This is a genomic window from Mesorhizobium sp. P2_E6 (genome assembly GCF_056403835.1).
The window spans coordinates 87,467-111,163 of sequence record NZ_JBFUEQ010000009.1; the positions used below are offsets into that span (position 1 = coordinate 87,467).

Annotated in this window: 19 protein-coding genes; 9 read left to right on the top strand and 10 right to left on the bottom strand. The window is 62.7% G+C overall.

The features are described 5' to 3' along the window. Nucleotides 1-123 precede the first annotated feature (123 nt). Complete coding sequence (locus AC1D08_RS22785) at nucleotides 124-1,794, top strand: vWA domain-containing protein (protein ID WP_477225429.1); 1,671 nt, start codon at nucleotides 124-126, stop codon at nucleotides 1,792-1,794. A gap of 71 nt (nucleotides 1,795-1,865) precedes the next feature. Here the strand turns inward: AC1D08_RS22785 and edd are convergent, their stop codons facing one another. The 3 genes from edd to zwf all read right to left on the bottom strand — a co-directional run bounded on the left by edd (nucleotide 1,866) and on the right by zwf (nucleotide 5,928). Continuing rightward, the gene (edd, locus tag AC1D08_RS22790; protein ID WP_457152500.1) at nucleotides 1,866-3,689 is read right to left on the bottom strand and encodes a phosphogluconate dehydratase; all 1,824 of its coding nucleotides are present in this window, start codon (nucleotides 3,687-3,689) and stop codon (nucleotides 1,866-1,868) included. A 71-nt stretch (nucleotides 3,690-3,760) separates the two neighbouring features. After that, nucleotides 3,761-4,477 carry a 6-phosphogluconolactonase gene (pgl, locus tag AC1D08_RS22795; protein ID WP_457152499.1) on the bottom strand — a complete coding sequence of 239 codons (717 nt, stop codon included), beginning with the start codon at nucleotides 4,475-4,477 and terminating at the stop codon, nucleotides 3,761-3,763. Continuing rightward, on the bottom strand, nucleotides 4,459-5,928 hold the full coding sequence (gene zwf, locus AC1D08_RS22800) for a glucose-6-phosphate dehydrogenase (RefSeq protein WP_477424098.1): 1,470 nt from the start codon (nucleotides 5,926-5,928) through the stop codon (nucleotides 4,459-4,461). Before zwf ends, pgl begins: the two co-directional genes overlap by 19 nt. 344 nt (nucleotides 5,929-6,272) lie before the next feature. Between zwf and AC1D08_RS22805 the strand changes: the two genes are divergently transcribed. Then, nucleotides 6,273-7,019, top strand: a complete 747-nt coding sequence (locus AC1D08_RS22805; RefSeq protein ID WP_457152497.1) for an SDR family oxidoreductase — start codon at nucleotides 6,273-6,275, stop codon at nucleotides 7,017-7,019. 186 nt (nucleotides 7,020-7,205) lie between these two features. Here AC1D08_RS22805 and AC1D08_RS22810 read toward each other — a convergent pair whose 3' ends face one another. The 3 genes from AC1D08_RS22810 to AC1D08_RS22820 all read right to left on the bottom strand — a co-directional run bounded on the left by AC1D08_RS22810 (nucleotide 7,206) and on the right by AC1D08_RS22820 (nucleotide 11,237). Then, nucleotides 7,206-8,072: an SH3 domain-containing protein gene (locus AC1D08_RS22810; protein WP_477424100.1), complete on the bottom strand. Its 867-nt coding sequence runs from the start codon at nucleotides 8,070-8,072 to the stop codon at nucleotides 7,206-7,208. Nucleotides 8,073-8,415: 343 nt separating this feature from the next. After that, entirely contained in the window at nucleotides 8,416-9,702 is a 1,287-nt protein-coding gene (locus AC1D08_RS22815; protein ID WP_457152495.1) for an NAD(P)/FAD-dependent oxidoreductase, read from the bottom strand. 98 nt (nucleotides 9,703-9,800) lie between these two features. Further along, nucleotides 9,801-11,237 carry a glutamine synthetase family protein gene (locus AC1D08_RS22820; protein WP_457152494.1) on the bottom strand — a complete coding sequence of 479 codons (1,437 nt, stop codon included), beginning with the start codon at nucleotides 11,235-11,237 and terminating at the stop codon, nucleotides 9,801-9,803. 155 nt (nucleotides 11,238-11,392) lie between these two features. On the opposite strand from AC1D08_RS22820, the gene AC1D08_RS22825 reads away from it, so the two are divergent. Beyond that, nucleotides 11,393-12,109, top strand: coding sequence for an HAD family hydrolase (locus AC1D08_RS22825; RefSeq protein WP_457152493.1), 717 nt, complete (start codon nucleotides 11,393-11,395; stop codon nucleotides 12,107-12,109). A gap of 43 nt (nucleotides 12,110-12,152) precedes the next feature. Here the strand turns inward: AC1D08_RS22825 and AC1D08_RS22830 are convergent, their stop codons facing one another. The 3 genes from AC1D08_RS22830 to aceA all read right to left on the bottom strand — a co-directional run bounded on the left by AC1D08_RS22830 (nucleotide 12,153) and on the right by aceA (nucleotide 14,426). Then, nucleotides 12,153-12,605, bottom strand: a complete 453-nt coding sequence (locus tag AC1D08_RS22830; RefSeq protein ID WP_457152492.1) for an ANTAR domain-containing protein — start codon at nucleotides 12,603-12,605, stop codon at nucleotides 12,153-12,155. 230 nt (nucleotides 12,606-12,835) lie between these two features. Next, entirely contained in the window at nucleotides 12,836-13,078 is a 243-nt protein-coding gene (locus tag AC1D08_RS22835; protein ID WP_477412473.1) for an SMc00767 family acetate metabolism repressor, read from the bottom strand. Between the two features lie 58 nt (nucleotides 13,079-13,136). Continuing rightward, a complete protein-coding gene (gene aceA / locus AC1D08_RS22840) occupies nucleotides 13,137-14,426 on the bottom strand; it encodes an isocitrate lyase (protein ID WP_457155320.1) in 1,290 nt (429 codons plus the stop codon). Nucleotides 14,427-14,662: 236 nt separating this feature from the next. Here aceA and AC1D08_RS22845 point away from each other — a divergent pair, with 236 nt between their 5' ends. The 6 genes from AC1D08_RS22845 (at nucleotide 14,663) to AC1D08_RS22870 (ending at nucleotide 21,671) form a co-directional block, all read left to right on the top strand. Continuing rightward, nucleotides 14,663-16,105 (top strand): helix-turn-helix domain-containing protein, encoded by a 1,443-nt coding sequence (locus AC1D08_RS22845; protein WP_095088564.1) that lies wholly within the window; start codon nucleotides 14,663-14,665, stop codon nucleotides 16,103-16,105. A gap of 150 nt (nucleotides 16,106-16,255) precedes the next feature. Beyond that, a complete protein-coding gene (locus tag AC1D08_RS22850; protein WP_457153776.1) occupies nucleotides 16,256-17,209 on the top strand; it encodes a DMT family transporter in 954 nt (317 codons plus the stop codon). A 350-nt stretch (nucleotides 17,210-17,559) separates the two neighbouring features. Continuing rightward, nucleotides 17,560-18,657, top strand: coding sequence for a polyamine ABC transporter substrate-binding protein (locus tag AC1D08_RS22855; RefSeq protein WP_095088560.1), 1,098 nt, complete (start codon nucleotides 17,560-17,562; stop codon nucleotides 18,655-18,657). Between the two features lie 81 nt (nucleotides 18,658-18,738). Next, nucleotides 18,739-19,878: an ABC transporter ATP-binding protein gene (locus tag AC1D08_RS22860; protein WP_095088558.1), complete on the top strand. Its 1,140-nt coding sequence runs from the start codon at nucleotides 18,739-18,741 to the stop codon at nucleotides 19,876-19,878. A gap of 9 nt (nucleotides 19,879-19,887) precedes the next feature. Beyond that, entirely contained in the window at nucleotides 19,888-20,856 is a 969-nt protein-coding gene (locus tag AC1D08_RS22865) for an ABC transporter permease subunit (protein WP_477424102.1), read from the top strand. Beyond that, nucleotides 20,853-21,671 (top strand): ABC transporter permease, encoded by an 819-nt coding sequence (locus AC1D08_RS22870; RefSeq protein ID WP_095088554.1) that lies wholly within the window; start codon nucleotides 20,853-20,855, stop codon nucleotides 21,669-21,671. The genes AC1D08_RS22865 and AC1D08_RS22870 overlap by 4 nt, the downstream gene beginning before the upstream one ends. A 68-nt stretch (nucleotides 21,672-21,739) precedes the next feature. On the opposite strand, the gene AC1D08_RS22875 is transcribed toward AC1D08_RS22870, so the two are convergent. Continuing rightward, nucleotides 21,740-23,593 carry an AsmA family protein gene (locus tag AC1D08_RS22875; RefSeq protein WP_477424104.1) on the bottom strand — a complete coding sequence of 618 codons (1,854 nt, stop codon included), beginning with the start codon at nucleotides 23,591-23,593 and terminating at the stop codon, nucleotides 21,740-21,742. Between the last annotated feature and the right edge of the window lie 104 nt (nucleotides 23,594-23,697).

Below are 23,697 nucleotides of genomic sequence, written 5' to 3' on the forward strand. Positions count from 1 at the left end.
GAGATTTTCGCTTCCGCTCAAAAGTTTGACATTCCGTCCCCTCCCAGCCGCGCCCGGCCTTGTGTCCTGACGCTGCGTCAAATAGTTTCCCGCCCGGATCGGGGCGGATTTGAGGAGATTTCGATGGCGGGATTTGCACGGAGCGTCGCTGCGGCGATCCTCCTTTTGTCGATGACGACGTTCGGCTTTGCCGCAAACAAGGTCATCATCATTCTCGATGCCTCTGGCTCCATGTGGGCGCAGATCGACGGCAAGCCCAAGCTCGAAATCGCCCGTGAATCGCTGAGAACCGTGCTTCAATCGGTTCCCGCCGATGACGAGATCGGCTTCATGGCCTATGGCCATCGCGAAAAAGGCAGTTGCGACGACATCCAGTTGATCGTGCCACCACAGGCAGGCTCGGCAAGCGCCATCTCGGCCGCTGCCGACAGCCTGAAATTCCTCGGCAAGACGCCGCTGACGGCCGCCGTCAAGCAGGCGGCCGAAGCGTTGAAATACACCGAGGACAAGGCGACCGTCGTCCTCATCACCGACGGGCTGGAAACATGCGGCGGCGATCCCTGCGCGCTTGGCAAGGAACTCGAGGCGTCCGGCGTCGATTTCACCGCTGACGTCGTCGGCTTCGGCCTCACCGCCGACGAAGGCAAGCAGATCGCCTGCCTCGCCGACAACACGGGCGGCAAGTACATCCAGGCCTCCGATGAGAAGGCGTTGCAGGAGGCGCTAGTCGAGACGGTGGCGGCACCAGCACCAGCACCCGCTCCTGCTCCTGAACCGGCTCCCGCCCCGACGCCTGCGCCGGAGCCCGCGAAACCGGAATTCAACTTCCAGCCGACGGTGGTGATGGCCGAAGGTGGCGAGCCGATCACCGACGGCAACGCCTGGGAGATCTACAAGGCGAATTCCGACGGCTCGCGCGAGGATTCCGTGACCACCGAATATGGCGCCTACAAGGGCAATCTCGAGCCCGGCGACTATGTCGTCGTTGCACGCGACGACGAGGCCAAGGTGGAGCAGAAATTCAAGATCGAGGCCGGCCAGGTCTACAAGCCGCTGTTCACCTTGAACGCGGGCACCATGCTCATTCATCCGCGGCCGAGCCAGGGCGCCGACATCAGTGACGAGGCCCATGTCGACTTCACCTATCCCGGCGGCAACACCACCCACTATGGCGACACCAAGATCATCGTACCGGCGGGTGAACAGAAGGTCACGGTTCAGATCGGCAGCGGTTCGGTGGTCGAGACCATCCAACTGGCCGCCGGGCAGACGATCGAAAAGGACGTCATCGTCGGCGTCGGGCACGTCGTGTTCAACGCTTATTATGTCACCGGCGGCGACAAGGCCGACAGTTCCGGCCTCGGCTTCCAGATCGTCAAGGCGAAGAAGAAGATCGACGGTTCACGCGACGATGTCGAGCATTCCTATGGGCCGGACAGCAAGTTCTGGCTGCCGCCGGACGACTATGTCGCGCTCACCACGCTTGATCTTGCAACCGTCGAACAGCCGTTCAGCGTCAAGGTCGGCGACAATCAGGACATCAAGGTGCCGCTCGGTGCCGGCGTTCTGGCCATGTCGGCCCCTGGCGCCTACTCGATCGAGGTCCTGTCTCCGAAAAAGGACATCCAGGGCAATCGCAAGGCGCTTGGCCTGAACTATGGCGACGCCTGGCAGCAGACCATTCCGGCCGGCGATTACGTGGTCGTCCGGCACATGTCCGATGGAGGCCATGACAAAGAAATGCCGGTGACGGTCAAGGCTGGCGAGCGTACCGAGATCACCGTTACGCCATGACTGCCGTATGACCGGCAGCAAAAAAGGGCGGCTGTCAGCCGCCCTTTTTTATCGACAGGACGATGATTTCGTCACGCCGTGCCGAAGGCGCTGGCGCCATGGTCGGCACGGCCGACCAGTTGCCGGAAGCCGGCGAACAGCTCGCGGCCGAAACCGAATTCATTGCCGATGAGGTCGGCATCCGCCGTCCGGCGCAGTGCAAACTCGCCGGCCGGCACGAGCACTTCCAGCGTTCCGGCGTCGGCGTCGAGCCGGACGATGTCGCCATCATGGATCCTGGCGATCGGTCCATCCTCGACTGCTTCCGGCGTGACATGGATGGCGGCCGGCACCTTGCCGGAGGCGCCCGACATGCGCCCGTCGGTGACCAGCGCCACGCGCTGGCCGCGGTCCTGCAGGATGCCGAGCACCGTGGTCAGCTTGTGCAGTTCCGGCATGCCGTTGGCCTTCGGCCCCTGGAAGCGGATGACGGCGATGAAGTCACCGGTCAGCGTTCCCGCCTTGAACGCCTCGTTCAGTCCTTGCTGGCTGTCGAAGACCTTGGCCGGCGCCTCGATGATGCGCCGCTCCGGCTTCACCGCCGAGGTCTTGATGACGGCATGGCCGAGATTGCCCGACAGCACCTTGAGACCGCCGGTTGCCTGGAATGCCTTGTTGAACGGCGCCAGCACCTTTTCGTCACCGCTTTCGCGCGGCGAGGCTTCGCGCACCACGCCGCCGTCGGCGCCGAGCTTGGCCTCGACCGCATAGGGCCGCAGGCCTTCGCCCCACACTGTCTGCACATCCTCGTGCAGGATGCCTTCGTCGAGCAGTTCGCGGATCAGGAAGCCGAGCCCACCTGCCGCGTGGAAGTGGTTCACGTCGGCGAGACCATTGGGATAGACCCGCGCCAGTAGCGGCACGGCTTCCGACAGGTCGGAAATGTCCTGCCAGGTGATGGCAATGCCGGCCGCTGCCGCCATCGCGATCAGGTGGATGGTGTGATTGGTCGAGCCGCCGGTGGCATGCAGGCCGACGACGCCGTTGACGATCGAGCGCTCGTCGATCATCCGCCCGACCGGCGTATAGGCATTGCCGAGCGCCGTGATCGCCAGCGCCCGCTTCGTCGCCTCACGGGTCAAGGCTTCGCGCAGCGGCGTGCCGGGATTGACGAAGGAGGCGCCCGGCGTGTGCAGGCCCATGATCTCCATCAGCATCTGGTTGGAATTGGCTGTGCCATAGAAGGTGCAGGTTCCTGGCCCGTGATAGGACTTGGACTCGGCCTCCAGCAGTTCGGCCCGTCCCGCCTTGCCCTCCGCATAGAGCTGGCGGACCTTGGCCTTTTCGTCGTTCGGCAGGCCGGTGGTCATCGGCCCGGCAGGAATGAACACCGCCGGCAGATGGCCGAAAGTGAGTGCGGCGATCACCAAACCCGGCACGATCTTGTCGCAGACGCCCAGATAGACGGCGGCGTCGAACATGTTGTGCGACAGGCCGATCGCTGCGGCCATGGCGATCACATCGCGCGAAAACAGCGACAGCTCCATGCCGGGCTGGCCTTGCGTGACGCCATCGCACATTGCCGGCACGCCGCCGGCCACCTGGGCGATGCCGCCGGCCTCGCGCGCCGCGTCCTTGATCAGCGCTGGAAAGGTCTCGAACGGCTGATGCGCCGACAGCATGTCGTTGTAGGAGGTGATGATGCCGAGGTTCGGCACCGCGTCCGCACCCAGCGCCAGCTTTTCCGAGGGGCTGCACACCGCAAAGCCGTGGGCGAGGTTGCCGCAGGACAGCACGGCCCGGTTGGCGGTGCGGTTCGACGCTTCGGCGATGCGGCCGAGGTAGCGCTCGCGGCCTGGTCTGGAACGCTGGCGGATGCGCTCGGTGATGGCTTCGATGTCGCGTCTGGCGGTCATGGTGTCGGTCCTTTCAGGCGAGGTCCCGGAACACAATCCGGCTGTCTGCCGGGACCCTCAGCACGTTCAAATCAGGGCGCCCAGAAAACCTCTACGGGCTTGGGTGCGGCGTCGAGCACGGCGCGGATCGGCTTTCGCGGTCCAGGGGCAACCGCGCTGTCGAAGGCGGCGCGCTTGTCCTCGCCTTCGATGTGCAGCGCGATGAAGCCTGCATCGACAATGCGCGCCAGCGACAAGGTCAGCCGCGGCTCGACGGCGCTGGCCGCATGAACCGGCAGCACAATCCTGTCGGAGGACGGGTCAAGCAGCTTTGCCAGATCGTCGGCATCGGGAAAGAACGAGGCGGTGTGGCCGTCCGGTCCCATGCCGAGCACGACGACATCGAGTGGCCAGGGCAATGACTGCAGCGCCGAATTGTCGGAAGCCGCCGCATCCTCGATGCCGACGCCTTCGTGATAGAGCGGCACGAACCGTGCCGCCTTGGCCGCGTTCTGCAACAGATTGGCGGCCACCAGCCCGGCATTGGAGCGCGGCGAGGACGCAGGCACGAAACGCTCGTCGACCAGCGTCACAATCACCTTGTCCCAGGCGATTTGCATCGCCGAAAGGGCGGCGAAGAACTTTGCCGGTGTGGTGCCGCCGGAGACGGCGAGCAGCCCCATACCGCGCTCGGCGATCGCCTTGGTCAGGCGCCCGGCGACATGATCGGCGAGGGCGACCGCCAACTCCTGGCGCCCGGCAAAGCCGTTCCAGCTATAGGCGGCGCCGTTCAATTGCTCTCGTGCCATGTCCGCCCGTCACGTTCGATCAGTGCAATAGAGGCCGACGGCCCCCAGGTGCCCGCTGTGTAGCCCTGCGCTTCCTGTCTGGCGCTTTCCCACGCGTTCTGGATCGGGTCGATCCATTTCCACGCCGCCTCGACTTCGTCGCGACGCATGAACAGCGTCTGGTTGCCACGGATGACGTCCATGATCAGCCGTTCGTAGGCGTCCGGCGCGCGGCCGTCGAAGGATTGCGCGAAGCTCATGTCGAGCGAGATCTGGCGCAGCCGCATGCCGCCCGGACCCGGATCCTTGATCATGATGAACTGCTTGACGCCTTCGTCCGGCTGTAGCCGGATGACCAACTGATTGGCGAAGATCGGCCCGGCGCTGTCGCCGAAGATCGAATGCGGGATCGGCTTGAACTCGATGACGATTTCCGAAACCCGCGTCGCCAGCCGCTTGCCGGTCCGCAGATAAAACGGAACGCCCGCCCAGCGCCAGGTGCCGATCTCGGCCTTGATGGCGACGAAGGTCTCGGTGTTGCTGTCGTGGGCAAGCTCCTCGACATAGCCCTTCACAGCGCCGCTCGCCGAGGCGCCGGCGCGGTACTGGCCACGCACGGTGTGCTTGGGCGCCTCGTTGCCGTTGATGCGCTTCAGAGCCCTGAGCACCTTCAGCTTCTCGTCGCGCACCGCGTCGGCGTCCATCGACGACGGCGCTTCCATGGCAACAAGACACAGCAGCTGCAGTATATGGTTCTGCACCATGTCGCGCAGCGCGCCGGCCTTGTCGTAATAGGTGACGCGGTCTTCCAGACCCACGGTCTCGGCCACGGTGATCTGCACGTGGTCGATATGGGCGGAATTCCACAATGGCTCGTAGAGCGCGTTGGCAAAGCGCAGCGCCATCAGATTCTGCACCGTCTCCTTGCCGAGATAGTGGTCGATGCGGAAGATCTGGCTTTCGTGGAAATCGTCGCCGACCAGGTCGTTGAGTGCTTGCGCCGAGGTAAGGTCGCGGCCGATCGGCTTCTCCAGCACGATGCGCGAGTTCGGCGTGATCAGCTTGTGCTCTTTCAGCTTGTGCGAGATATCGCCGAACAGCGCCGGCGCCACCGCCAGGTAGAAAGCGCGGATGCGGTCGCTATCGCCGATCGCCTTCTTCAGCTTGTCGAAGCCGGCGCCTGTCGTCGCATCGGCCGAGACGTAGGAAAGGCGGGCGAGGAACGTCTTCAGTTCCTTGGCGTCGATATCGTCAGCTTTGACGTGGTCCGAGATCGCCTGTTTGGCGAAGGCCTGGAATTCCTCGTCGGTCATCTTCGAGCGTGACGTGCCGATGATGCGCGTCGGCTCGGAGAACTGATGGTCGCGCTGGCGATAGTAGAGCGACGGCAGAAGCTTGCGTTCCGACAGATCGCCGGTGCCGCCGAAAATGATGAAGTCGAAAGGATCGACGGGGATGATCTGGCTGGTCATGGTCTGTCCGCTCTGACGCCGGTCGCTGTGACGCGGCTGATATAATCTAATCGATTTAAATTTTCCAGTGCCATGGTGTCACATCTGAGTGTTGCGCCTGCCTCTTGACAGCCCGATACCTCGGAGGCTTGTCGACAGGCGCGGCCCCGGAAGCCTTCGCAGTTGCAGCATAGAGCGGGATCGAAGCGAAAGCCAAAGGAGAAATCGGCGATGACCGCACATCTTTTGACCAAGCCGGTTAGAAGTCGCGGCCCGGCTAGAAGCCGTGGCCCGGTCAGAAGTCGTGGCTTTGCGTTTGCCGCGGGCACTCCGGTCGATCGTCACCAATCATGAGCGGGAAAAGCATGCGTCTGGAAAACAAGGTTGCCGTCATCACCGGTGCGGCGGCGGGCTTTGGCGAGGGTATGGCCAGGCGCTTTGCGCAGGAAGGCGCCAGGGTCGTCGTCGCCGACCTCAACGCCAAGGGCGCGGAGCGTGTCGCCAGCGAAATCGGCGAGGCGGCGATCTGGACCCAGACCGATGTTTCGCAGCGGTCCGAATTTGACGAGATGGTCTATGCCGCCAAGAGCGCCTTCGGCCGCATCGACATCATGGTCAACAATGCCGGCTACACCCATCGCAACGGCGACATGCTCGACGTCGACGAGGAAACCTTCGACCTGATCACCGCCGTCAACATGAAGGCGATCTATCACGCAGCACGCGCCGTGGTGCCGATCATGGATCGGCAGGGCGGCGGCGTCATCCTGACCACGGCTTCCACCGCCGGTCTGCGGCCGCGGCCCGGCCTCACCTGGTACAATGCCTCGAAGGGCTGGGCGATTACCGCCACCAAGTCGATGGCGGTGGAACTGGCGCCGAAGAACATCCGTGTGAACTGCCTCTGCCCGGTTGCCGGCGAGACCGGCATGCTGGAGAAGTTCATGGGCGCCGACACGCCTGAAATCCGCGAGAAGTTCCGTGCGTCGATCCCGCTCGGCCGGCTTTCGACACCACTCGATATCGCCAACGCCGCACTCTGGTTGGCGTCCGATGAAGCCGCCTTCATCACCGGTGTGGCATTGGAGGTCGACGGCGGACGCTGCATCTGAAAGCGCCAATGCCCCGAAAATCGGTACCGATTTTCGGAAAGGATCATGGGCAAATCAAAATGCGGCACGGAGGCAGCGTTTCGGCGACGGGTCTATCTCTTGTCTTGGCGCAATTCGCTCAGGGAAAGCGCTACGCGCTTTTCCCGGGGAAACCGCTTCACACTTTTCCTGAAATTGCTCGAGGCGTCAGGCGCCGGTCTTGATGTAGGTCTTGTAGATCCAGCCGGTCTTGCCGTTGTAGGTGATCTGGCACCACTTCTTGCAGCTCATCACTTGCACCGAGCTTTTGGCTGGCACCGTGAGGATAGCGGCCGCATTTTTCTTCGGGCCGCTGCGCATGGTCACGGCCCGCAGGATCTGTCCGGTTCCGGCGGCCTCGACTTTGCGTGGCTTCGACTTGGCCTGGCTGCCGTCGCCTTCAGCCGCTGCGGGCTGCTCCGACGGCACTTGCGGCTGCACCGCCGGGATGGCGGCGGTTTTCGCGTCATCGGGATGGCTACCCGCCGGCGGAGTGGGGGCGGCAACCTTGGCAAGTTCGCTGGCCGCATCGCTATCGGCTGCAGGTTGCGCGAATGCCACTGCGGCTTTGTCCGGTGCCTGTTTAGCCTGGTTCGCCACCTGGACGGGAGCAGGCGCACCGGCAGCGGATGCGGCCTTCGACTGCGAACCGGTCCAACGCGGATCATTAGCTGGCAGCGCCGGTATGGTGGCTTGCGCGGCCGCCACGGTCGGCAAAATCTTGTCCGACTTGCGCGCCGCCTGCGGCACGGCTGCTGCAGCCACAGTTGCTCCCGCCGGAGCGATTTTCGTCGTTTTCACCGGAATGGTTGGAATGGTCTGCTCGGGGCTCGCCGCCGCTTGCCTGTCATTGGCCGGCAATGCCAGCCACAGCGCCACCGCGGCGACACCAAGCAGTGCGGCGGTGCCGATCGCAGCGATCACCAGATGCGAATTCGAGCGGACCTCCTGCCAGAAGGACGGCCGCATGTCATATCCGAACTGCATGGCAAAGCGCCGACGTTCCGGCGTACCGAAACTGAAGGGCTCTCTCACTCTTGCCACCTCCATAAGCGGGCCGATGTTCTTCCGATCAAATGCCAAGAACCTGGCGCCAGATCTGCATCAGTCCCAAGAATCAAAGCGGGCAAGCCCGCAGAATTCCCCGTCAGTAACCCACAACCGGCATCTTTATATCGCTGATTGTGGCATCACTACGCCCTCATCAGGGATTCTGCTCCTTTGGAGGGGATTCTGCAATGTGCCGTTACGGCAACAAATATTACAGCAATATTACATAGATGAGAGCGATCCTGTCCGTCCGGACCACGATCCCGAAAAGCGACCATGCGGTTTCGCAGGAGATCACGCTCCCAATTCCACCTGGACAGAACAGCTTCTAGATCCTGTCGCGCAACGCGAACCAGTTGAGTGCCAGGAACAGCAGCGGCGCGCGGAAGCGCCGACCACCGGGGAATGGCGGGATCTTCAGATCCTCGATCAGCTTCAGGCGGTCGCGGTTGCCGGCGACGGTTTCAGCATAGAGCTTGCCGAAGAAGTTCGACAGCATGACGCCGTGGCCGGAATAGCCGCCGGCCGAGATCACATTGGGCATCACTTCGCGCACGAACGGCTTGCGCGGCACTGTGATGCCGACATAGCCGCCCCAGCCATGCGTGATCTCGACATCCCTGAGTGCCGGATAGAGTTCGACGATCTGACGGCGGATGTGGATGTGGATATCCTTCGGATCGTTGACGCCATAGACTTCGCGTCCGCCGAACAGCAGCCGCCCGTCTTTCGATCTGCGGAAATAGCGCACGACGAAGCGGGAATCGTCGACCGCCTCGCCGCCCGGCAGCACTGTCGAGTCCGCGCCCAGCGGCACCGTTGCGCCGATGAACGAACCGATCGGCATGATGTGCGCGGCACTCACCGGCTCAAGCGTGCCGCCATGGGCGTTGACCGCGATCAGGCATTTCTGCGCTGTCAGCGTGCCTCTCGGTGTCGAAACCTTGACCTTGCCACCACTGGAAATGATGCCGGTCGATGGCGTCTCCTCGAACAGTTGCGCACCGGCTTGCGCCGCCACCCGCGCGGTGCCGATCACCAGCTTCATCGGGTGGATGTGGCCGGTGCCGGTGTCGCGCGTGCCGCCGAAATAGGCGGTCGAGCCCAGCCGCTCCGCCGTCTGCTTGGCATCCATGAACGAGATATGCGGGTAGGAAAAACGGCTCGCCATGATCTCGGCATGCGCCTTGTAGTCGTCGACATAGCGCGGCTTGTGCGCCACCGAGAGTTGGCCCGGCATATAGTCGATATCGATCTGGTTGGCGGCGGCAAACTCGAGGAGATCCGCCTTAGCCTCTTCGGCAAGGCCGAACAGCGCCTTGGCGCGGGAGAAGCCGTATTCGGCTTCCAGGTCCTCGACCCAGGCGCGCTGGCCGGTACCAAGCTGGCCGCCATTGCGCCCGGAGGCGCCATCGCCGAAGCGGTAGGCTTCAATCAGCACGACATTCGTGCCTGCCTTGGCAAGGTGAGCAGCCGCCGACAGGCCGGTGAAACCACCGCCGATGATGATGACATCGCACGTCTTGTCGCCATCCAGCGCCGGATATTCCGGCCGTGGGCCGGCGGTGTCCTCATACCAGGAACGGCCGGGAGAAATCGGGGATTGGTAGGGCATGATGGAGGAAAGACTCGGTGATTCAGAAGGAGGAGGTGAAAAGCGAATAGCGAATAGCGAATAGAAAAATATCGGGTACCTTCGCTACTCGCTACTCCCTACACATTCAGCAACAGATACTCTCGCTCCCACGGACTGATCACTTCCATGAACGTCTCGAATTCCGCCCGCTTGATCGCCGCATAGGTCGCGGCGAAGGATTTGCCGAGCAGTGCGCAAAGTTCCTCATCGGCCTCGAACAGGTCGACGGCTTCGAGCAGGCTGCGCGGCAGGTCGATCTCGGCCGCGTTGGCGGTGGTCAGCACGGGAGGCTCGGCCTTGATCTTGTTGGTGATGCCGATCAGCCCGCAGGCAAGCGATGCCGCCAGCGCCAGATAGGGATTGGCATCGGAGGAGGGGATGCGGTTTTCGACGCGCCGCGCCGCGGGATCCGAGCGCGGCACGCGGAACGCCGTGGTGCGGTTGTCGTAGCCCCATTTGTTGTTGACCGGAGCCGACGCCGCCTGTGTCAGCCGGCGGTAGGAATTGACATAGGGCGCGAACATCACCAGCGCGTTCGGCACATGCTTCTGCATGCCGCCGATGAAATGGAAGAAGTCTTCGGTCTCCGAGCCGTCCTCTGCCGAAAAGATGTTCTGTCCGGTCTTCTTGTCGATGATCGACTGATGGATATGCATGGCCGAGCCCGGCTGCCCTTGGATGGGCTTGGCCATGAAGGTGGCGTAGATCTCGTGCTTGAGCGCGGCCTCGCGAATGGTGCGCTTGAACATGAACACCTGGTCGGCCAACTCGATCGGGTCACCGTGGCGCAGGTTGATTTCGAGCTGACCGGCGCCCTCCTCATGGATCAGCGTGTCGATCTCCAGGCCCTGGCCCTCGGAGAAATGGTAGATGTCGTCGATCAGTTCGTCGAACTCGTTGACGCCGGCGATCGAATAGCCGGCGCCGCCGCCGATCGCGCGCCCCGAACGGCCGACCGGTGGCGTCAGCGGATAGTCCGGATCGGGGTTCTTGCGCACCAGGTAGAACTCGATCTCGGGCGCCACCACCGGCTTCAGTCCACGCTTGTCGTAGGCGGCAAGCACGCGCCTGAGCACGTTGCGCGGCGTGAACTCGACAGAGCGTCCGTCCTGGTGGACGAGGTCGCAGATGACAGCGGCCGTCGGGTCCTCTTCCCAGGGCACCACCGTCAGCGTCGACAGGTCCGGCATCAGCTTGAGGTCGCCATCGTCCTCCGGATAGTGGAAGCCGTTGCCATCCTCGGGATAGCCGCCGGAAATCGTCGTCATGAAGACAGCCGACGGCAGTGCCAGCGAGGTGTTGGAGGTGAATTTTTTCGATGGCATCATCTTGCCGCGTGCGACGCCGGCCTGGTCAGGTGTGATGCACTCGATGTCCTCGATGCCGCGCCATTCTAGCCAGGCGCTGGCTTCCTTCCAGTTCTTGACGCCACGTTGGTTTTTCACGAAGGCAGGCGTACGCGCCCGTCCTCCGCGGCTCGACGGACGGACTTCCTTTTTTGCAGGCGGCATCATTCACCAGATTGGGTTGCGGATTGTGGAGTATAGCCGTGCGCCCCTGTGGAAGGGAAGGGGAGCCACGTCGGGCATTGACTGAGGCGGTTGAAAATCACGCCAATCGGCTTAGTTTCCCAATCCCAATCGAGACCCCGATCCCATCGAGACTTTGCATGCGGCACGACAGCAAATTGACGACGATCGGCTTCGATGCCGACGACACGCTCTGGCAAAACGAGCAGTTCTTCCGCATGACGGAGAAGCGCTTTGCCGCCATGCTTGCCGATCATGGCGAAGCCGAGCACATCTCGGCACGATTGCTGGAGGCCGAAAGACGCAACCTTGCCGTCTATGGCTTCGGCATCAAGGGATTTACGCTGTCGATGATCGAAACGGCGATCGAGGTCACGCAAGGCCGCGTGCCGGCTTCTGTGATATCAGAGATTCTCGATGCCGGCCGCGAGATGCTGAGCCATCCGATCGAGGCACTGCCGCATGCGCGCGAGACGATCGAGAAGCTTGCCGGCGCATTCCGCCTTGTGCTGATCACCAAGGGCGACCTCTTCGACCAGGAGCGCAAGCTGGCTGGATCAGGCCTCGGAGATCTGTTCGACGCGATCGAGATCGTCAGCGACAAGAGTGCCGCCACTTATGCCCGCCTCTTCAGCCGCCACGGCGATGGTCCGGCAAGAAGCATGATGGTCGGCAATTCGCTGAAGTCGGACGTGGTGCCGGCGATCGAGGCCGGCGGTTGGGGTGTCCACGTGCCGCATGAACTCACCTGGGTGCTTGAGCATGTAGAGGCTCCGGTGACCGAGCCACGCTTCCGTGAGATATCCGATCTCGGACAACTGCCCGGACTGGTCGAAAGCATCGTCAATCCGGACTGATCGCGGGGCCTTCCTATTTTGCGCAATTCCGGACGGAAATTGCTTAGCGGTTGATCAGGCGATCGATCACCGGCTGCAGCCGTTCGGGTGTGATCGGCTTGGCGACCACCACGTCTATGACGCTCGACAGGCCCAGGCTCTCCGGCGTGCCATTCTTGGTTGAAAGCAGGATCACCGCCGGAAGCGATTTGCCGGAGGCTCGCCTCAACGCGTCGATACTGGCCATCAGATTGTCGCAGTCCTTGTTGTCGGCGCCGCCGTCAAGGACAACCGCACCGGGAATGAGGGACCGCAGGATCTTTACCGCCATGTCGGGAGATTCCGAGATTGGCTTGAGCCCGGATCGCTCTACGATCTTTGAAATCACCACGCGATTGATCGGCGATTTGCAGACGACGAGCACTTGCGATGGATCGCGGATCGTCTCTGTGTTCGAGTCGCGGGCAACAAAATTCAGGTGTCTTGGAGTCTCGCCTTCGCGGTTCACTGGGCACACAAGTCGGCCAAGAAGCTCGCCCCTATTTCAATGCAGAGTTGAATCTGGAGCGCAATTGGCGTGAGATCGCCGCCTATGTCAAGTTGAAATAAAAGTCCCCCAGATCATCCCTGGGAACAGTGAATTTCAAGCAACGCTACTGTACTCAACTGTCCACAGGTGGGCTTCATAAAAAGAAAATTCACCTGCGCAGAGACTGCGCAGGTGAAGGGTCGGTTGCGCGCGTTCGATCAGCTGTTGCTCTGCTGCGTGACGATCACTGGGATCAAGAGATCGCCCCAGTTTCCGTCGCCGCCGTGATGCCGTGCCGAGCGCACGAGCTCCACCGAGACGCCGGCCTCGACTGCCTTCATCACCGACTGGTTGAGGCGGTGTAGATCATTGGCCAGCATGCGGATCGTCGCTTGCTGGTCGACGGTCATCGTTGTGGCCTGTTCTTCGGCGCGTTCCTTGACACGGCTTATCGATGCCATTGGTCTTCTCCTTGTGTTCCAAGCCCTGTTGGGCGTTTCCTCTGTGTTGTTCTGTTTGCTATTCGGCGGCCGGCTTGAACTGCGCGTGCTCGGTCGACTCGTGCATGGCGGTGGTCGACGACTGGCCGCCGGTGATCGCCATCGACACGGCGTCGAAATAGCCGGTGCCGACCTCGCGCTGATGCTTGGTCGCGGTGTAGCCATTGGCCTCCGCCGCGAACTCAGCCTCCTGCAACTCGGAATAGGCCGCCATCTGCCGTGCCTTGTAGCCGCGCGCCAGTTCGAACATGCCGTAGTTGAGCTGATGGAAGCCGGCGAGCGTGATGAACTGGAACTTGTAGCCCATAGCGCCAAGCTCCCTCTGGAATCTGGCGATCGTCGCGTCGTCGAGGTTCTTCTTCCAGTTGAACGATGGCGAGCAATTGTAGGCAAGCAGCTTGTCGGGGTGATGCTTGCGCACGCCCTCGGCGAATTTCTTGGCCTGCGCCAGGTCCGGCTTGGAAGTCTCGCACCAGATCAGGTCCGCGTGAGGCGCATAGGCGACGGCGCGGGCGATGCAGGGTTCGATGCCGTTCCTGACGTGGTAGAAGCCCTCCACGGTGCGCCCGGCGCCGTAGTCGACGAAGGGCTGGTCGCGTTCGTCGATGTCGGACGTCAGCAGCTTGGCGGCTTCCGCATCGGTGCGCGCGACGACCAGGGTCGGTGTGCCCATCACGTCCGCCGCCAGACGCGCGGCATTGAGGTTGCGGATGTGCGCCGCGGTCGGGATCAGCACCTTGCCACCGAGATGGCCGCACTTCTTTTCCGACGCCAGCTGATCCTCGTAGTGGACGCCGGCCGCGCCCGCTTCGATGAAGGCCTTCATGATCTCGAAGGCGTTGAGCGGCCCGCCGAAACCGGCTTCCGCATCAGCGACGATCGGCGCGAACCAGGTCTCGACCGAAAGCCCGTTGCCTTCCGAGGTCTCGATCTGGTCGGCGCGCTGCAGCGTGCGGTTGATGCGCTTGACCAGTTCGGGCGCGGCGTTTGCCGGATAAAGCGACTGGTCCGGATACATCGCGCCAGCCGTGTTGGCGTCGGCGGCAACCTGCCAGCCCGACAGGTAGATCGCCTTCAGCCCGGCGCGCACCTGCTGCATCGCCTGGTTGCCGGACATGGCGCCGAGTGCGTTGACGAAGTCCTCCTCGTGGATGAGCTTCCACAGCCGGTTGGCGCCCATTTCCGCGACGCTCTGGCGGATCTGCACCGATCCACGCAGCCGCTTCACATCCTCCGGCGAATAGGGCCGTTCGATGCCGTCGAAACGACCTTCCGGCGCCGAGGGGACAAGGTTGTAAAAGTCAGTCATTGGTCACTCCGAAGGATTGCTGCACCCGTGTCCGGCGCCAATGATCTGCGCGCCGGGATATGACTGAATTTACATTGCGGTGCGAAATGGGCCAGGGAAATCAAGGAAATCAGCTTGAAATAGGGGAAAACCTGTGTTGTGTTTGACAGGAAGCCGTTGTAAATTTGTCATGACTGTAAAAGATACGCGCGTAAGGTCTCTGCGAAAGTGGTGTAAATTCTTGTCAAGGACAGTTGATGGCTGACCAGAAGATCTTTGCCGGGCCGCGCATTCGCCGTATCCGTAACGCCAAGGGCCTGACGCAGACTGCGATGGCCGAGGGGCTCGGTATCTCGCCGTCCTATCTCAACCTGATCGAGCGCAACCAGCGGCCGCTGACCGTGCAATTGATCCTCAAGCTGGCGTCCGTCTACAAGGTCGATCCGCACGAACTGCAGGGCGAGGCGAGGGGGTCCGTCGCTGCCTTGAAGGAAGTGTTCACCGATCCTCTGCTGGTCGGCGAGTTGCCGGGAGATCAGGAGTTGATCGAGCTTGCCGAGGCGGCGCCCAACGCGTCGGCGGCGGTGATAAAACTGTTCCGCGCCTATCGCGAGCAGGCCGAGCGCCTGTCCGACCTCAACGAACTCCTGGCGCGCGAAGGTCGGGCGACCGCACTTTCCGGGGCTCGCTTGCCGATAGACGAGGTGCACGAGATTTTCGAGCGCCGGCCCAACCATTTCGCGGCACTCGAGGAAGAGGCCGCGGCGTTCACCTCGGTGCTTGATCCCGGCGACGATCTGTTCGGCGCGTTGAAGGCCTGGCTGAAGCGCGAATACGGCATCGTGGTCAAGGTGCTGCCGGTCGCCACCATGCCGAACTGGCGCCGCCGTTATGATCGCCACTCGCAGCGCCTGTTCCTGTCCGAACGGCTGTCGCCGTTCGATCAGCTGCGCGAAGTGGCGATGGAAGCCTGCCTGATCCGCATGACGGTCGCGGTCGCTGGCGAGATCCAGGCGCTCAAATTGACCACCGACGAGGCCCGCCGTCTCGCCCGTTTCGAACTCGGCCGCTATGCGGCGCATGCGCTGATGATGCCCTACCAGGCCTTTCATGCGGCTGCCGTTCGTGCCCGCTATGATATCGACGTTCTGCGTTCGCGCTTCGGCGTCTCCTTCGAACAGGCGGCGAACCGGCTGACCATGCTGCAGCGGCAGGGCGTCCAGGGCGTGCCGTTCTTCATGCTGGAGGTCGACAATGCCGGCAACCGCTTCCGCAAGGCCGGCAGCCAGGGCTTTCCGCAAAGCCGCTTCGGTGGCGGCTGTCCCAAGCTGCCCGTGCATGTCGCTTTCACCCAGCCCGGCCAGATCTTCGTCGAGGCGGTGGAAATGCCCGACGGCGCCGAGTTCCTGTGCATTGCCCGCACGCTGGAAGGTCCGCAAGGCGCCTTCTCCGAGCGTCCGCGCCGCACGGCGTTGCTGCTTGGCTGCGACATCGGCTTTCGCGACGACATCGTCTATGGCGCGGCACTTCCCGGCGCGGCTGCCACCGCGAAGGCGGGCAGCGTCACGGCGACGCCGGTCGGGCCCGCCTGCCGGCTTTGCGAACGCGTCGGCTGTCTGGCGCGTGCCGAGCCGCCGGTGACGCGTCCACTTGGCCTCGACGAGATGGTGACGGGCCTGAGTGCCTTCGACTTCCAGTGACGCTGGCCCCCAGTGACGCCGGGCCGGGTGCCACAATTGTCGTCGATCTCTGGCTCACCCCCGGCCTTCGCCTTTGCGTTACGCGAACGGAGCATCTTTTTGTCGTCCCTTGCGCATCGTCCCGTCCACAAAAGCCCGACAGTCGCGCCCATGACCGACACAGCACCATCACCGAGCGTTGTTTTGTCGACCGTCTCGCCGCGCGAGGAACGCGTCGGCATGCTTTTGGTGTTCCTGTCGGCGCTGATGTGGAGTTTCGGTGGCACCATCGCCCGCTTCATCGCCGTCGGCGACAGCTGGACGGTTATTTTCTGGCGCTCCGTCTGGGCAGCGGCCTTCCTGATCTGCTTCATGGTCTGGCGCGACGGCTGGCGCGGCACGCTGAAATTGTTCCGCGACATGGGTCTGCCCGGCCTGGCCGTCGGGCTCTGCTTCGCCACGGCATCGACCGCCTTCGTCGTCGCACTTGCCTACACAACCGTCGCCAACATCCTGCTGATGCAGGCCGGCGTGCCGCTTCTGGCGGCGCTGTTTGCCTGGGCGTTGTTTCGCGAGAGGGTGAGTGTCGTGACCTGGCTGGCGATCGCCGCCGTCATTACCGGTGTCGCCATCATGGTGTCGGAATCGCTCAATGGCGCCGTCTCGCCGATAGGCGACGGGCTGGCGCTCTTGATTGCTGTCATGTTCTCGATCGCCACCGTCATTACCCGGCGGTTTTCCAGCGTTCGCATGACGCCGGCGACCTGTCTCGGCACCATGCTTGCGGCGGGCTTTGCCGCCTCGCAGGCATCGACATTCGCCGTGTCGGCCAGTGACATGGGCTTTCTGTTTGCCTTCGGCGTGGTCAATCTCGGTCTTGGCCTGGCCTTCTTTGCCACCGGGGCGCGGCTGATCCCGGCGGCCGTCGCAGCATTGCTCGGCACGTTCGAGCCGATCCTCGGCCCGATATGGGTCTGGCTCGTCCATTCCGAAGTACCGTCGGAGCGCACCATCATCGGCGGCGGGGTGGTGGTGACGGCGCTGCTCGTCCATATCGGGCTCGAATTCAAGCGCCAGGCACGACCCGAGCGTGCAGGGGTCACAGGGGTGCCATCGCCTAATTGATGCGGCGTGCATGCTTTGCCATTGACAAATTCGCTGCCGCGCGGGCAGGCTGAGACTACGCAACAACAAGACAGGCGTATCTTGCCAAGTCTCCCTGCCGGTCAGATCGAGACCGGACCACATCGTCGTATCTCTGCCCCCGCCACGGCGAAAGCCTTTGACGGTATCCGCACGCCTCCCAGGCAGCGACAGGGACACAAACCCACCACCCGCCGCTCATCGAACCGCCCGCATGCTGTCGGCGGTTGGCGCTTGTTGCTTCCTGGAAAGCTCAATAGTCTGAAACAAATGCCCGGCCGCGCGGGGTCCGCGTCGAGCCGGCGAAGGAACACTCATCAAAGGAGAATAGCATGATCCGCAAAGCGCTCTGGCTTTCGGCGACCTCGGTATTTCTGACGCTTTTCACCGTCGGCGGCCATGCCGAAGATCGCGTCGTCAACGTCTTCAACTGGTCGGATTATATCGACAGTTCGATCATCGATGATTTCACCAAGAAAACCGGCATCAAGGTCGTCTATGACACCTTCGATTCCAACGAAATCCTGGAGACCAAGCTGCTTGCCGGCGGCAGCGGCTATGACGTGGTCGTGCCCAGCGGCAACTTCCTCGCGCGCCAGATCCAGGCCGGCGTGTTCCAGAAGCTCGACAAGTCGAAACTGCCGAACATTTCCAACATGTGGGACACGGTTTCGGAACGAACCGCCAAATACGACCCCGGCAATGAATACTCGGTCAACTATATGTGGGGCACGGTTGGTCTCGGCTACAACATCAAGAAAGTGCAGGCGGCACTCGGCACCGACAAGATCGACAGCTGGGATGTGTTCTTCAATCCGGACAGTCTGGCCAAGTTGAAGGACTGCGGCGTCTATGTGCTGGATTCACCGGCCGACATCATCCCTGCGGCGCTGAAATATCTCGGTCTCGACCCCAACAGCACCTCGCCTGACGATATTGCCAAGGCCGAGGAGGCCCTGCTCAAGGTCCGGCCTTACATCAGAAAGTTCCACTCCTCGGAGTACATCAACGCACTCGCCAACGGCGATATCTGCCTGGCCGTCGGCTGGTCGGGTGACGTGTTCCAGGCTCGCAACCGCGCGGTCGAGGCCAAGCAGGGCGTGGAAATCGGCTATTCCGTGCCGAAGGAAGGCGCTCAGATGTGGTTCGATCAGATGGCGATCCCTGCCGATGCGCCGCATGTCGCCGAGGCGCTCGAATTCATCAACTACATGATGACGCCGGAAGTGATCGCCAAATCGTCGAACTATGTGCTCTACGCCAACGGCAACAAGGCGTCGCAGCAGTTCGTCGACAAGGCGCTTCTCGACGACCCGTCAGTCTATCCCGACGCGGCGACCTTGCAGAAGCTCTATACGGTCCAGCCTTACGATCCCAAGACCCAGCGTCTGATCACACGCAGCTGGACCAAGATCGTCACCGGCCAATAGCAATCCGAGACGGTCCCGGCAGCCACCTGCCGGGACCGATTCTTTCTGGGGCAAGAAGCAAGACACAGGACGGAGTGGGACATGAAATCGCTTGGCAGCATCCGCAGGGATTTTGCGCCGTGGAACGACCCGAACGCCAAGCCATACATCCAGTTCGACAATGTCACCAAGAAGTTCGGTGACTTCACCGCCGTCAACAATCTGTCGCTGACCATCTTCGAGCGCGAGTTCTTCGCCCTGCTCGGCGCGTCGGGCTGCGGAAAGTCGACGCTGCTCAGGATGCTCGCCGGATTCGAGGAGCCGACAGCTGGCCGCATCCTGCTCGACGGCCAGGATCTGCGCGGCATTCCGCCCTATCGCCGGCCGGTCAACATGATGTTCCAGTCCTATGCGCTGTTTCCGCATATGACGGTCGAGAACAACATCGCCTTCGGCCTCAAGCAGGACGGCATGCCGAAGCCCGAGATTGCGTCACGCGTCGCCGAGATGCTGAAGCTGGTCAAGCTCGAACAGTTCGCCAAGCGCAAGCCGCATCAATTGTCCGGGGGCCAGCGCCAGCGCGTCGCGCTCGCCCGCTCGGTCGCCAAGCGGCCGAAGGTGCTCTTGCTCGACGAGCCGCTCGGCGCGCTGGACAAGAAGCTGCGCGAGGAGACCCAGTTCGAACTGATGGACCTGCAGCAGAATCTCGGCCTGACCTTCGTCGTCGTCACCCACGACCAGGAAGAAGCGATGACCATGGCCGACCGCATAGCCATCATCGACAAGGGCGAGGTGATGCAGGTGGCGACGCCGGCCGAAGTCTATGAAGCGCCGACATCGCGCTTTGTCGCCCATTTCGTCGGCAACGTGAACATGTTCGAGGGCAAGGTCGCCGAGCAGACCGCAAACACGACACGCATCGCGGGTTCGAGCGGAGCCCAGATCGTCGTCGACAACGCCGCCAAGACGGCTGCAGGCGCCGATATCGTGTTCGCCATCAGGCCGGAAAAGATCAAGATTTCGTCTAAGAAGCCGGCCGATGCGGTGAATGCACTTGAAGGCGAAGTCTATGACATTGCCTATCTCGGCGACATGACCGTTTTTCACGTCAGGCTGGATGACGGGCAGATGGTGCGGGCCAGCACCATGAATGCCGCCCGCATCACCGAGGATCCGCTGAGCTGGAACGACCGCGCCTGGGTTTCCTTCCGGCCCGACGCCGGCGTCGTGCTGACGCGGTAGGGGGCGGTCATGTCGAACGCCGCCGTCACCGCATCAGCCCCGGCAACCAATGCCGACAAGTCCGTCCTGGCCAGGCTGGGAGCGGCTTTCGTCGGCCGCCTGGTCATCATCATCCCGTATGTCTGGCTGCTTTTTTTCTTCCTCGTTCCCTTCATCATCGTCTTCAAGATTTCGCTGTCGCAGACGGCAATAGCCATGCCGCCCTACACGCCGGTGCTCGACTTCAAGGACGGCATCTCCGGGTTCTTCGCCGGCTTTGGCGCGCTCAGCTTCGACAACTACGCCTGGCTGACGCAGGATGCCCTCTATTTCAACGCCTATGTGACAAGCGTCATCATCGCCGCGATCTCGACGGTCCTGACGTTGATCGTCGGCTACCCGATCGCCTATGGCATGGCACGCGCGCCGGCAACGATCCGCCCGACATTGCTGATGCTGGTGATCCTGCCGTTCTGGACTTCGTTCCTGATCCGCGTCTATGCCTGGATCGGCATCCTCAAGCCGGAGGGGCTGCTCAACCAGCTGCTGCTGGCCACAGGCATCATCAGCCAGCCCTTGATCATCCTCAACACCTATACGGCGATCTTCATCGGTATCGTCTATTCCTACCTTCCGTTCATGGTGCTGCCGCTCTATTCGTCGCTCGAAAAGATGGATTATTCGCTGATCGAGGCTGCAAAGGATCTTGGTTGCCCGCCGACCAGCGCGTTCTGGAAGATCACCTTCCCGCTGTCGCTGCCCGGTGTCATCGCCGGCTGTCTGCTGGTGTTCATCCCCGCCGTCGGCGAGTTCGTCATTCCCGATTTGCTCGGTGGATCGCAGACGCTGATGATCGGCAAGACGCTGTGGAACGAGTTCTTCGCCAATCGTGACTGGCCGGTCTCGTCGGCCGTGGCCGTCATCCTTCTGCTGCTCTTGACCGTGCCGATCATGTTCTTCCAGCAGGCCCAGGCGCGCGCCCAGGAGCAGGACAAATGAACACCACCTGGAGCCGATTCAACGTCACCTCGATCGTGCTGGGCTTTGCCTTCCTGTACCTGCCGATCGTCCTGCTCATCGTCTTCTCCTTCAACGAGTCGAAACTGGTTACCGTCTGGGGCGGTTTCTCGACCAAATGGTACGTTTCGCTGTTCCACAACCAGGGCCTGATGGACGCCACCTGGGTTACGGCGCGCGTCGGCGTCATTTCGGCCACGGTGGCGACCGTGCTCGGCACGCTGGCGGCGCTCACCTTGACCCGCTACACGCGGTTCAGGGGCAGGTTGCTGTTTTCAGGCATGGTCTTTGCGCCGCTGGTCATGCCGGAAGTCATCACCGGCCTGTCGCTGTTGCTGCTGTTTGTCGCCGTCGGTCTCGACCGCGGTTTCCTGACCGTCACGCTCGCCCACATCACGCTCACCATGTGCTTCGTCGCCGTCGTCGTGCAGTCGCGCCTGGTCAGCTTCGACCGCTCGCTGGAAGAAGCTGCGATGGATCTTGGCGCAACGCCGGTGAAGACCTTCTTCCAGATCACGCTGCCGGTCATCATGCCGGCGATCGTGTCCGGCTGGATGCTGGCCTTTACGCTTTCGCTCGACGATCTGGTCATCGCCAGCTTCACCTCCGGGCCTGGAGCAACAACGCTGCCAATGAAGATCTACAGCCAGGTGCGTCTCGGCGTGACGCCGGAGATCAACGCCGCTTGCACGATCCTGATCGCCGTTGTCGCGGTCGGCGTCATCATCGCCTCGGTCGCCAACAAGCGGCGTGAGGTGCAGCGCCAACTCGACGAGCGGGCCGCACAACGCGGCTGAGGCAATTCCGGGAAAAGCGCGCAGCGTTTTTCATAGGGAATTGCTTCACGACAAACCGGCGGTAAGGCCTATTCCCCAGAAACGCCGCGGCTGATCGGGGAAATGAACGGCGTGCTCCACGTTCCTCCGACGAAGAAGGATGACTGGATGGGGCCTTGCTGGCCGTTGGCCTGCGTTGCCGCCTGGTCCGGCTGAATGATACCGCCGGACAAGGCCAGTCCTCGTCCGGTGTAGGACGCGATCCCGGACAGCCAGAGCTTGTACTTCGCCGAATTGGCTTCGGCCTTGTCGATCCGCGCCACGCCCTTCGTGATGCTGGCCTTGATCTCGGCACCGTCGATCGGCAATGTTCCGTCGGAGACGTCGTCGAGCGCGAAGAAGCCGCCTTGTTCGGTATGCTTGAGGAAGGCGGGCAGGTTGAGCTTGCTCAACACACCCGGTCCGAACGTCGCGGAGACCGAACCGTCGGCATTGTCGAAGATGGAGTCCCAGGTTCTGCCTGGTCCCTTGAGGATCACCGAGACCGTTCCGGTGGCGACCGGCACCAGCCGGGTCATCCCAGCCGCCGTGCCGAAGGCGCCGCCATCGATGTCGGACGCCAGCAGCTTAATCTCGACCTGCGAGCCTTCCGGTTTGCGGTCGAAGCGAAGGCTGCTCTGGATGTTGCCGCCAAAGGCCGAGGCATCGGAGATATCGAAGACGGAAAGACCATCCTTGACCTGGGCGGTGGCGGCGACGTCGGCGAGTTGGATAGGCCCCGCCGTAGCGTGCGCTGCCGACAGCCTGAGATCGAGGTTGACCTTGTCGGCGAAACTTGTGTCGATGTCGCCGGGTTCCGCCCCTCCGGTCGGCGCCAGCGGCGTAAAGGCCGACAGAAACGATCTGAGATCGAGCGTGTCGAAGGCGAGCGTCCCGGAAATCACCGGTTGCGCCTCGCCCAGCGAGAGATCCAGCGCGCCCATTCCTGGATTGTTGTCCAGCGCGATCGCGGTGTTGTCGAATTTGACGCGCCCCGCCGTCGCCGTGATCTTGCTCGAAATGCTGACCGAACCGATCGCAGCACTCGGCGCAATGCCGGCCTGCGACCACTCCAGGACACGCCGCAGCGAAGGTGCCGAGAATTTCGCCTGGCCGTCGAAGTAAGCGTTTTCGGACATGCTTGCCGTGCCGTCGAACGAGAAGGTCGCGGGCGCCGCCTTGAAGGATAGCGTCAGCGGTGCCGTACCGCCGGCAAACAGCACAAGCGGCTTCGGCGAGGCGACGTCCAGCGCGACGCTTTCGCCGCGCCAGATCCCAGTTGCCGACAGCGTCGCATTGCTGTTCATCGCCGCCCAATTCGCCTGGCCGGACAGGCTGCTCAGGATCTCGACATCCTTGCCGCCGATGGACGCCACCATGCGGCCGTCGCGGAACTCCACCGTGCCGAACGTGTCGGCCGGCAGCTTGTCGAGGTCGGGCTTGGCAGGGTCGGCATTGACCACGCCGCGCGCCGTGTCGATGGAACGCGTGATGCGCCCGCCGGTCGGGACGGCGGGCAGGAAAAAGCCGGCCGGCGTTCGCTCAACCCGGATCGTCGGCCGCACCAGCCGCGCCGTCGAAAACTCCACGTCGCCGCGCAAGGCCGCCATGGCGGAAAGGTCAACCTCGACCCGCTCGGCCTCGACCACCGGCGGCGCCTCGGTGTCGGTCCATTGCGAAAGCGTCACATCGGTCAGGATCGCGCGGAATTTCGGCCAGACCTCGATGCGCGGCGAGCCGTCGATGGCGACCCGGAAGCCGCTCCACGCACTCATTTCCCAGGCAATGCGGTCACGCACGATTCGGGTGGAGGCGATCAGCGGCAGGGCGGCAACGACCAGCGCGATGACGAGCACGGCGGCGCCGATCGCCCATATTCCGCGCCGGATCAAAGTTGATGGCATATCGCCCCGTATGTTTCCATTCCGACAAAAATCGCCTGACGGGCGTAACCCCAGTCGTCACTACGACTTAGGGCTGAGGCATTTCAAGTCTTTATGGCCCGGCG

Coding starts and splice junctions, on each gene's coding strand:
- AC1D08_RS22850 (WP_457153776.1), top strand. CDS start 16,256: ATGACCGACACAGCACCATCACCGAGCGTTGTTTTGTCGACCGTCTCG.
- AC1D08_RS22860 (WP_095088558.1), top strand. CDS start 18,739: ATGAAATCGCTTGGCAGCATCCGCAGGGATTTTGCGCCGTGGAACGAC.
- AC1D08_RS22875 (WP_477424104.1), bottom strand. CDS start 23,593: ATGCCATCAACTTTGATCCGGCGCGGAATATGGGCGATCGGCGCCGCC.
- AC1D08_RS22845 (WP_095088564.1), top strand. CDS start 14,663: ATGGCTGACCAGAAGATCTTTGCCGGGCCGCGCATTCGCCGTATCCGT.
- AC1D08_RS22820 (WP_457152494.1), bottom strand. CDS start 11,237: ATGATGCCGCCTGCAAAAAAGGAAGTCCGTCCGTCGAGCCGCGGAGGA.
- AC1D08_RS22785 (WP_477225429.1), top strand. CDS start 124: ATGGCGGGATTTGCACGGAGCGTCGCTGCGGCGATCCTCCTTTTGTCG.
- zwf (WP_477424098.1), bottom strand. CDS start 5,928: ATGACCAGCCAGATCATCCCCGTCGATCCTTTCGACTTCATCATTTTC.
- AC1D08_RS22865 (WP_477424102.1), top strand. CDS start 19,888: ATGTCGAACGCCGCCGTCACCGCATCAGCCCCGGCAACCAATGCCGAC.
- aceA (WP_457155320.1), bottom strand. CDS start 14,426: ATGACTGACTTTTACAACCTTGTCCCCTCGGCGCCGGAAGGTCGTTTC.
- AC1D08_RS22870 (WP_095088554.1), top strand. CDS start 20,853: ATGAACACCACCTGGAGCCGATTCAACGTCACCTCGATCGTGCTGGGC.
- AC1D08_RS22805 (WP_457152497.1), top strand. CDS start 6,273: ATGCGTCTGGAAAACAAGGTTGCCGTCATCACCGGTGCGGCGGCGGGC.
- edd (WP_457152500.1), bottom strand. CDS start 3,689: ATGACCGCCAGACGCGACATCGAAGCCATCACCGAGCGCATCCGCCAG.
- AC1D08_RS22825 (WP_457152493.1), top strand. CDS start 11,393: ATGCGGCACGACAGCAAATTGACGACGATCGGCTTCGATGCCGACGAC.
- AC1D08_RS22835 (WP_477412473.1), bottom strand. CDS start 13,078: ATGGCATCGATAAGCCGTGTCAAGGAACGCGCCGAAGAACAGGCCACA.
- pgl (WP_457152499.1), bottom strand. CDS start 4,477: ATGGCACGAGAGCAATTGAACGGCGCCGCCTATAGCTGGAACGGCTTT.
- AC1D08_RS22815 (WP_457152495.1), bottom strand. CDS start 9,702: ATGCCCTACCAATCCCCGATTTCTCCCGGCCGTTCCTGGTATGAGGAC.
- AC1D08_RS22855 (WP_095088560.1), top strand. CDS start 17,560: ATGATCCGCAAAGCGCTCTGGCTTTCGGCGACCTCGGTATTTCTGACG.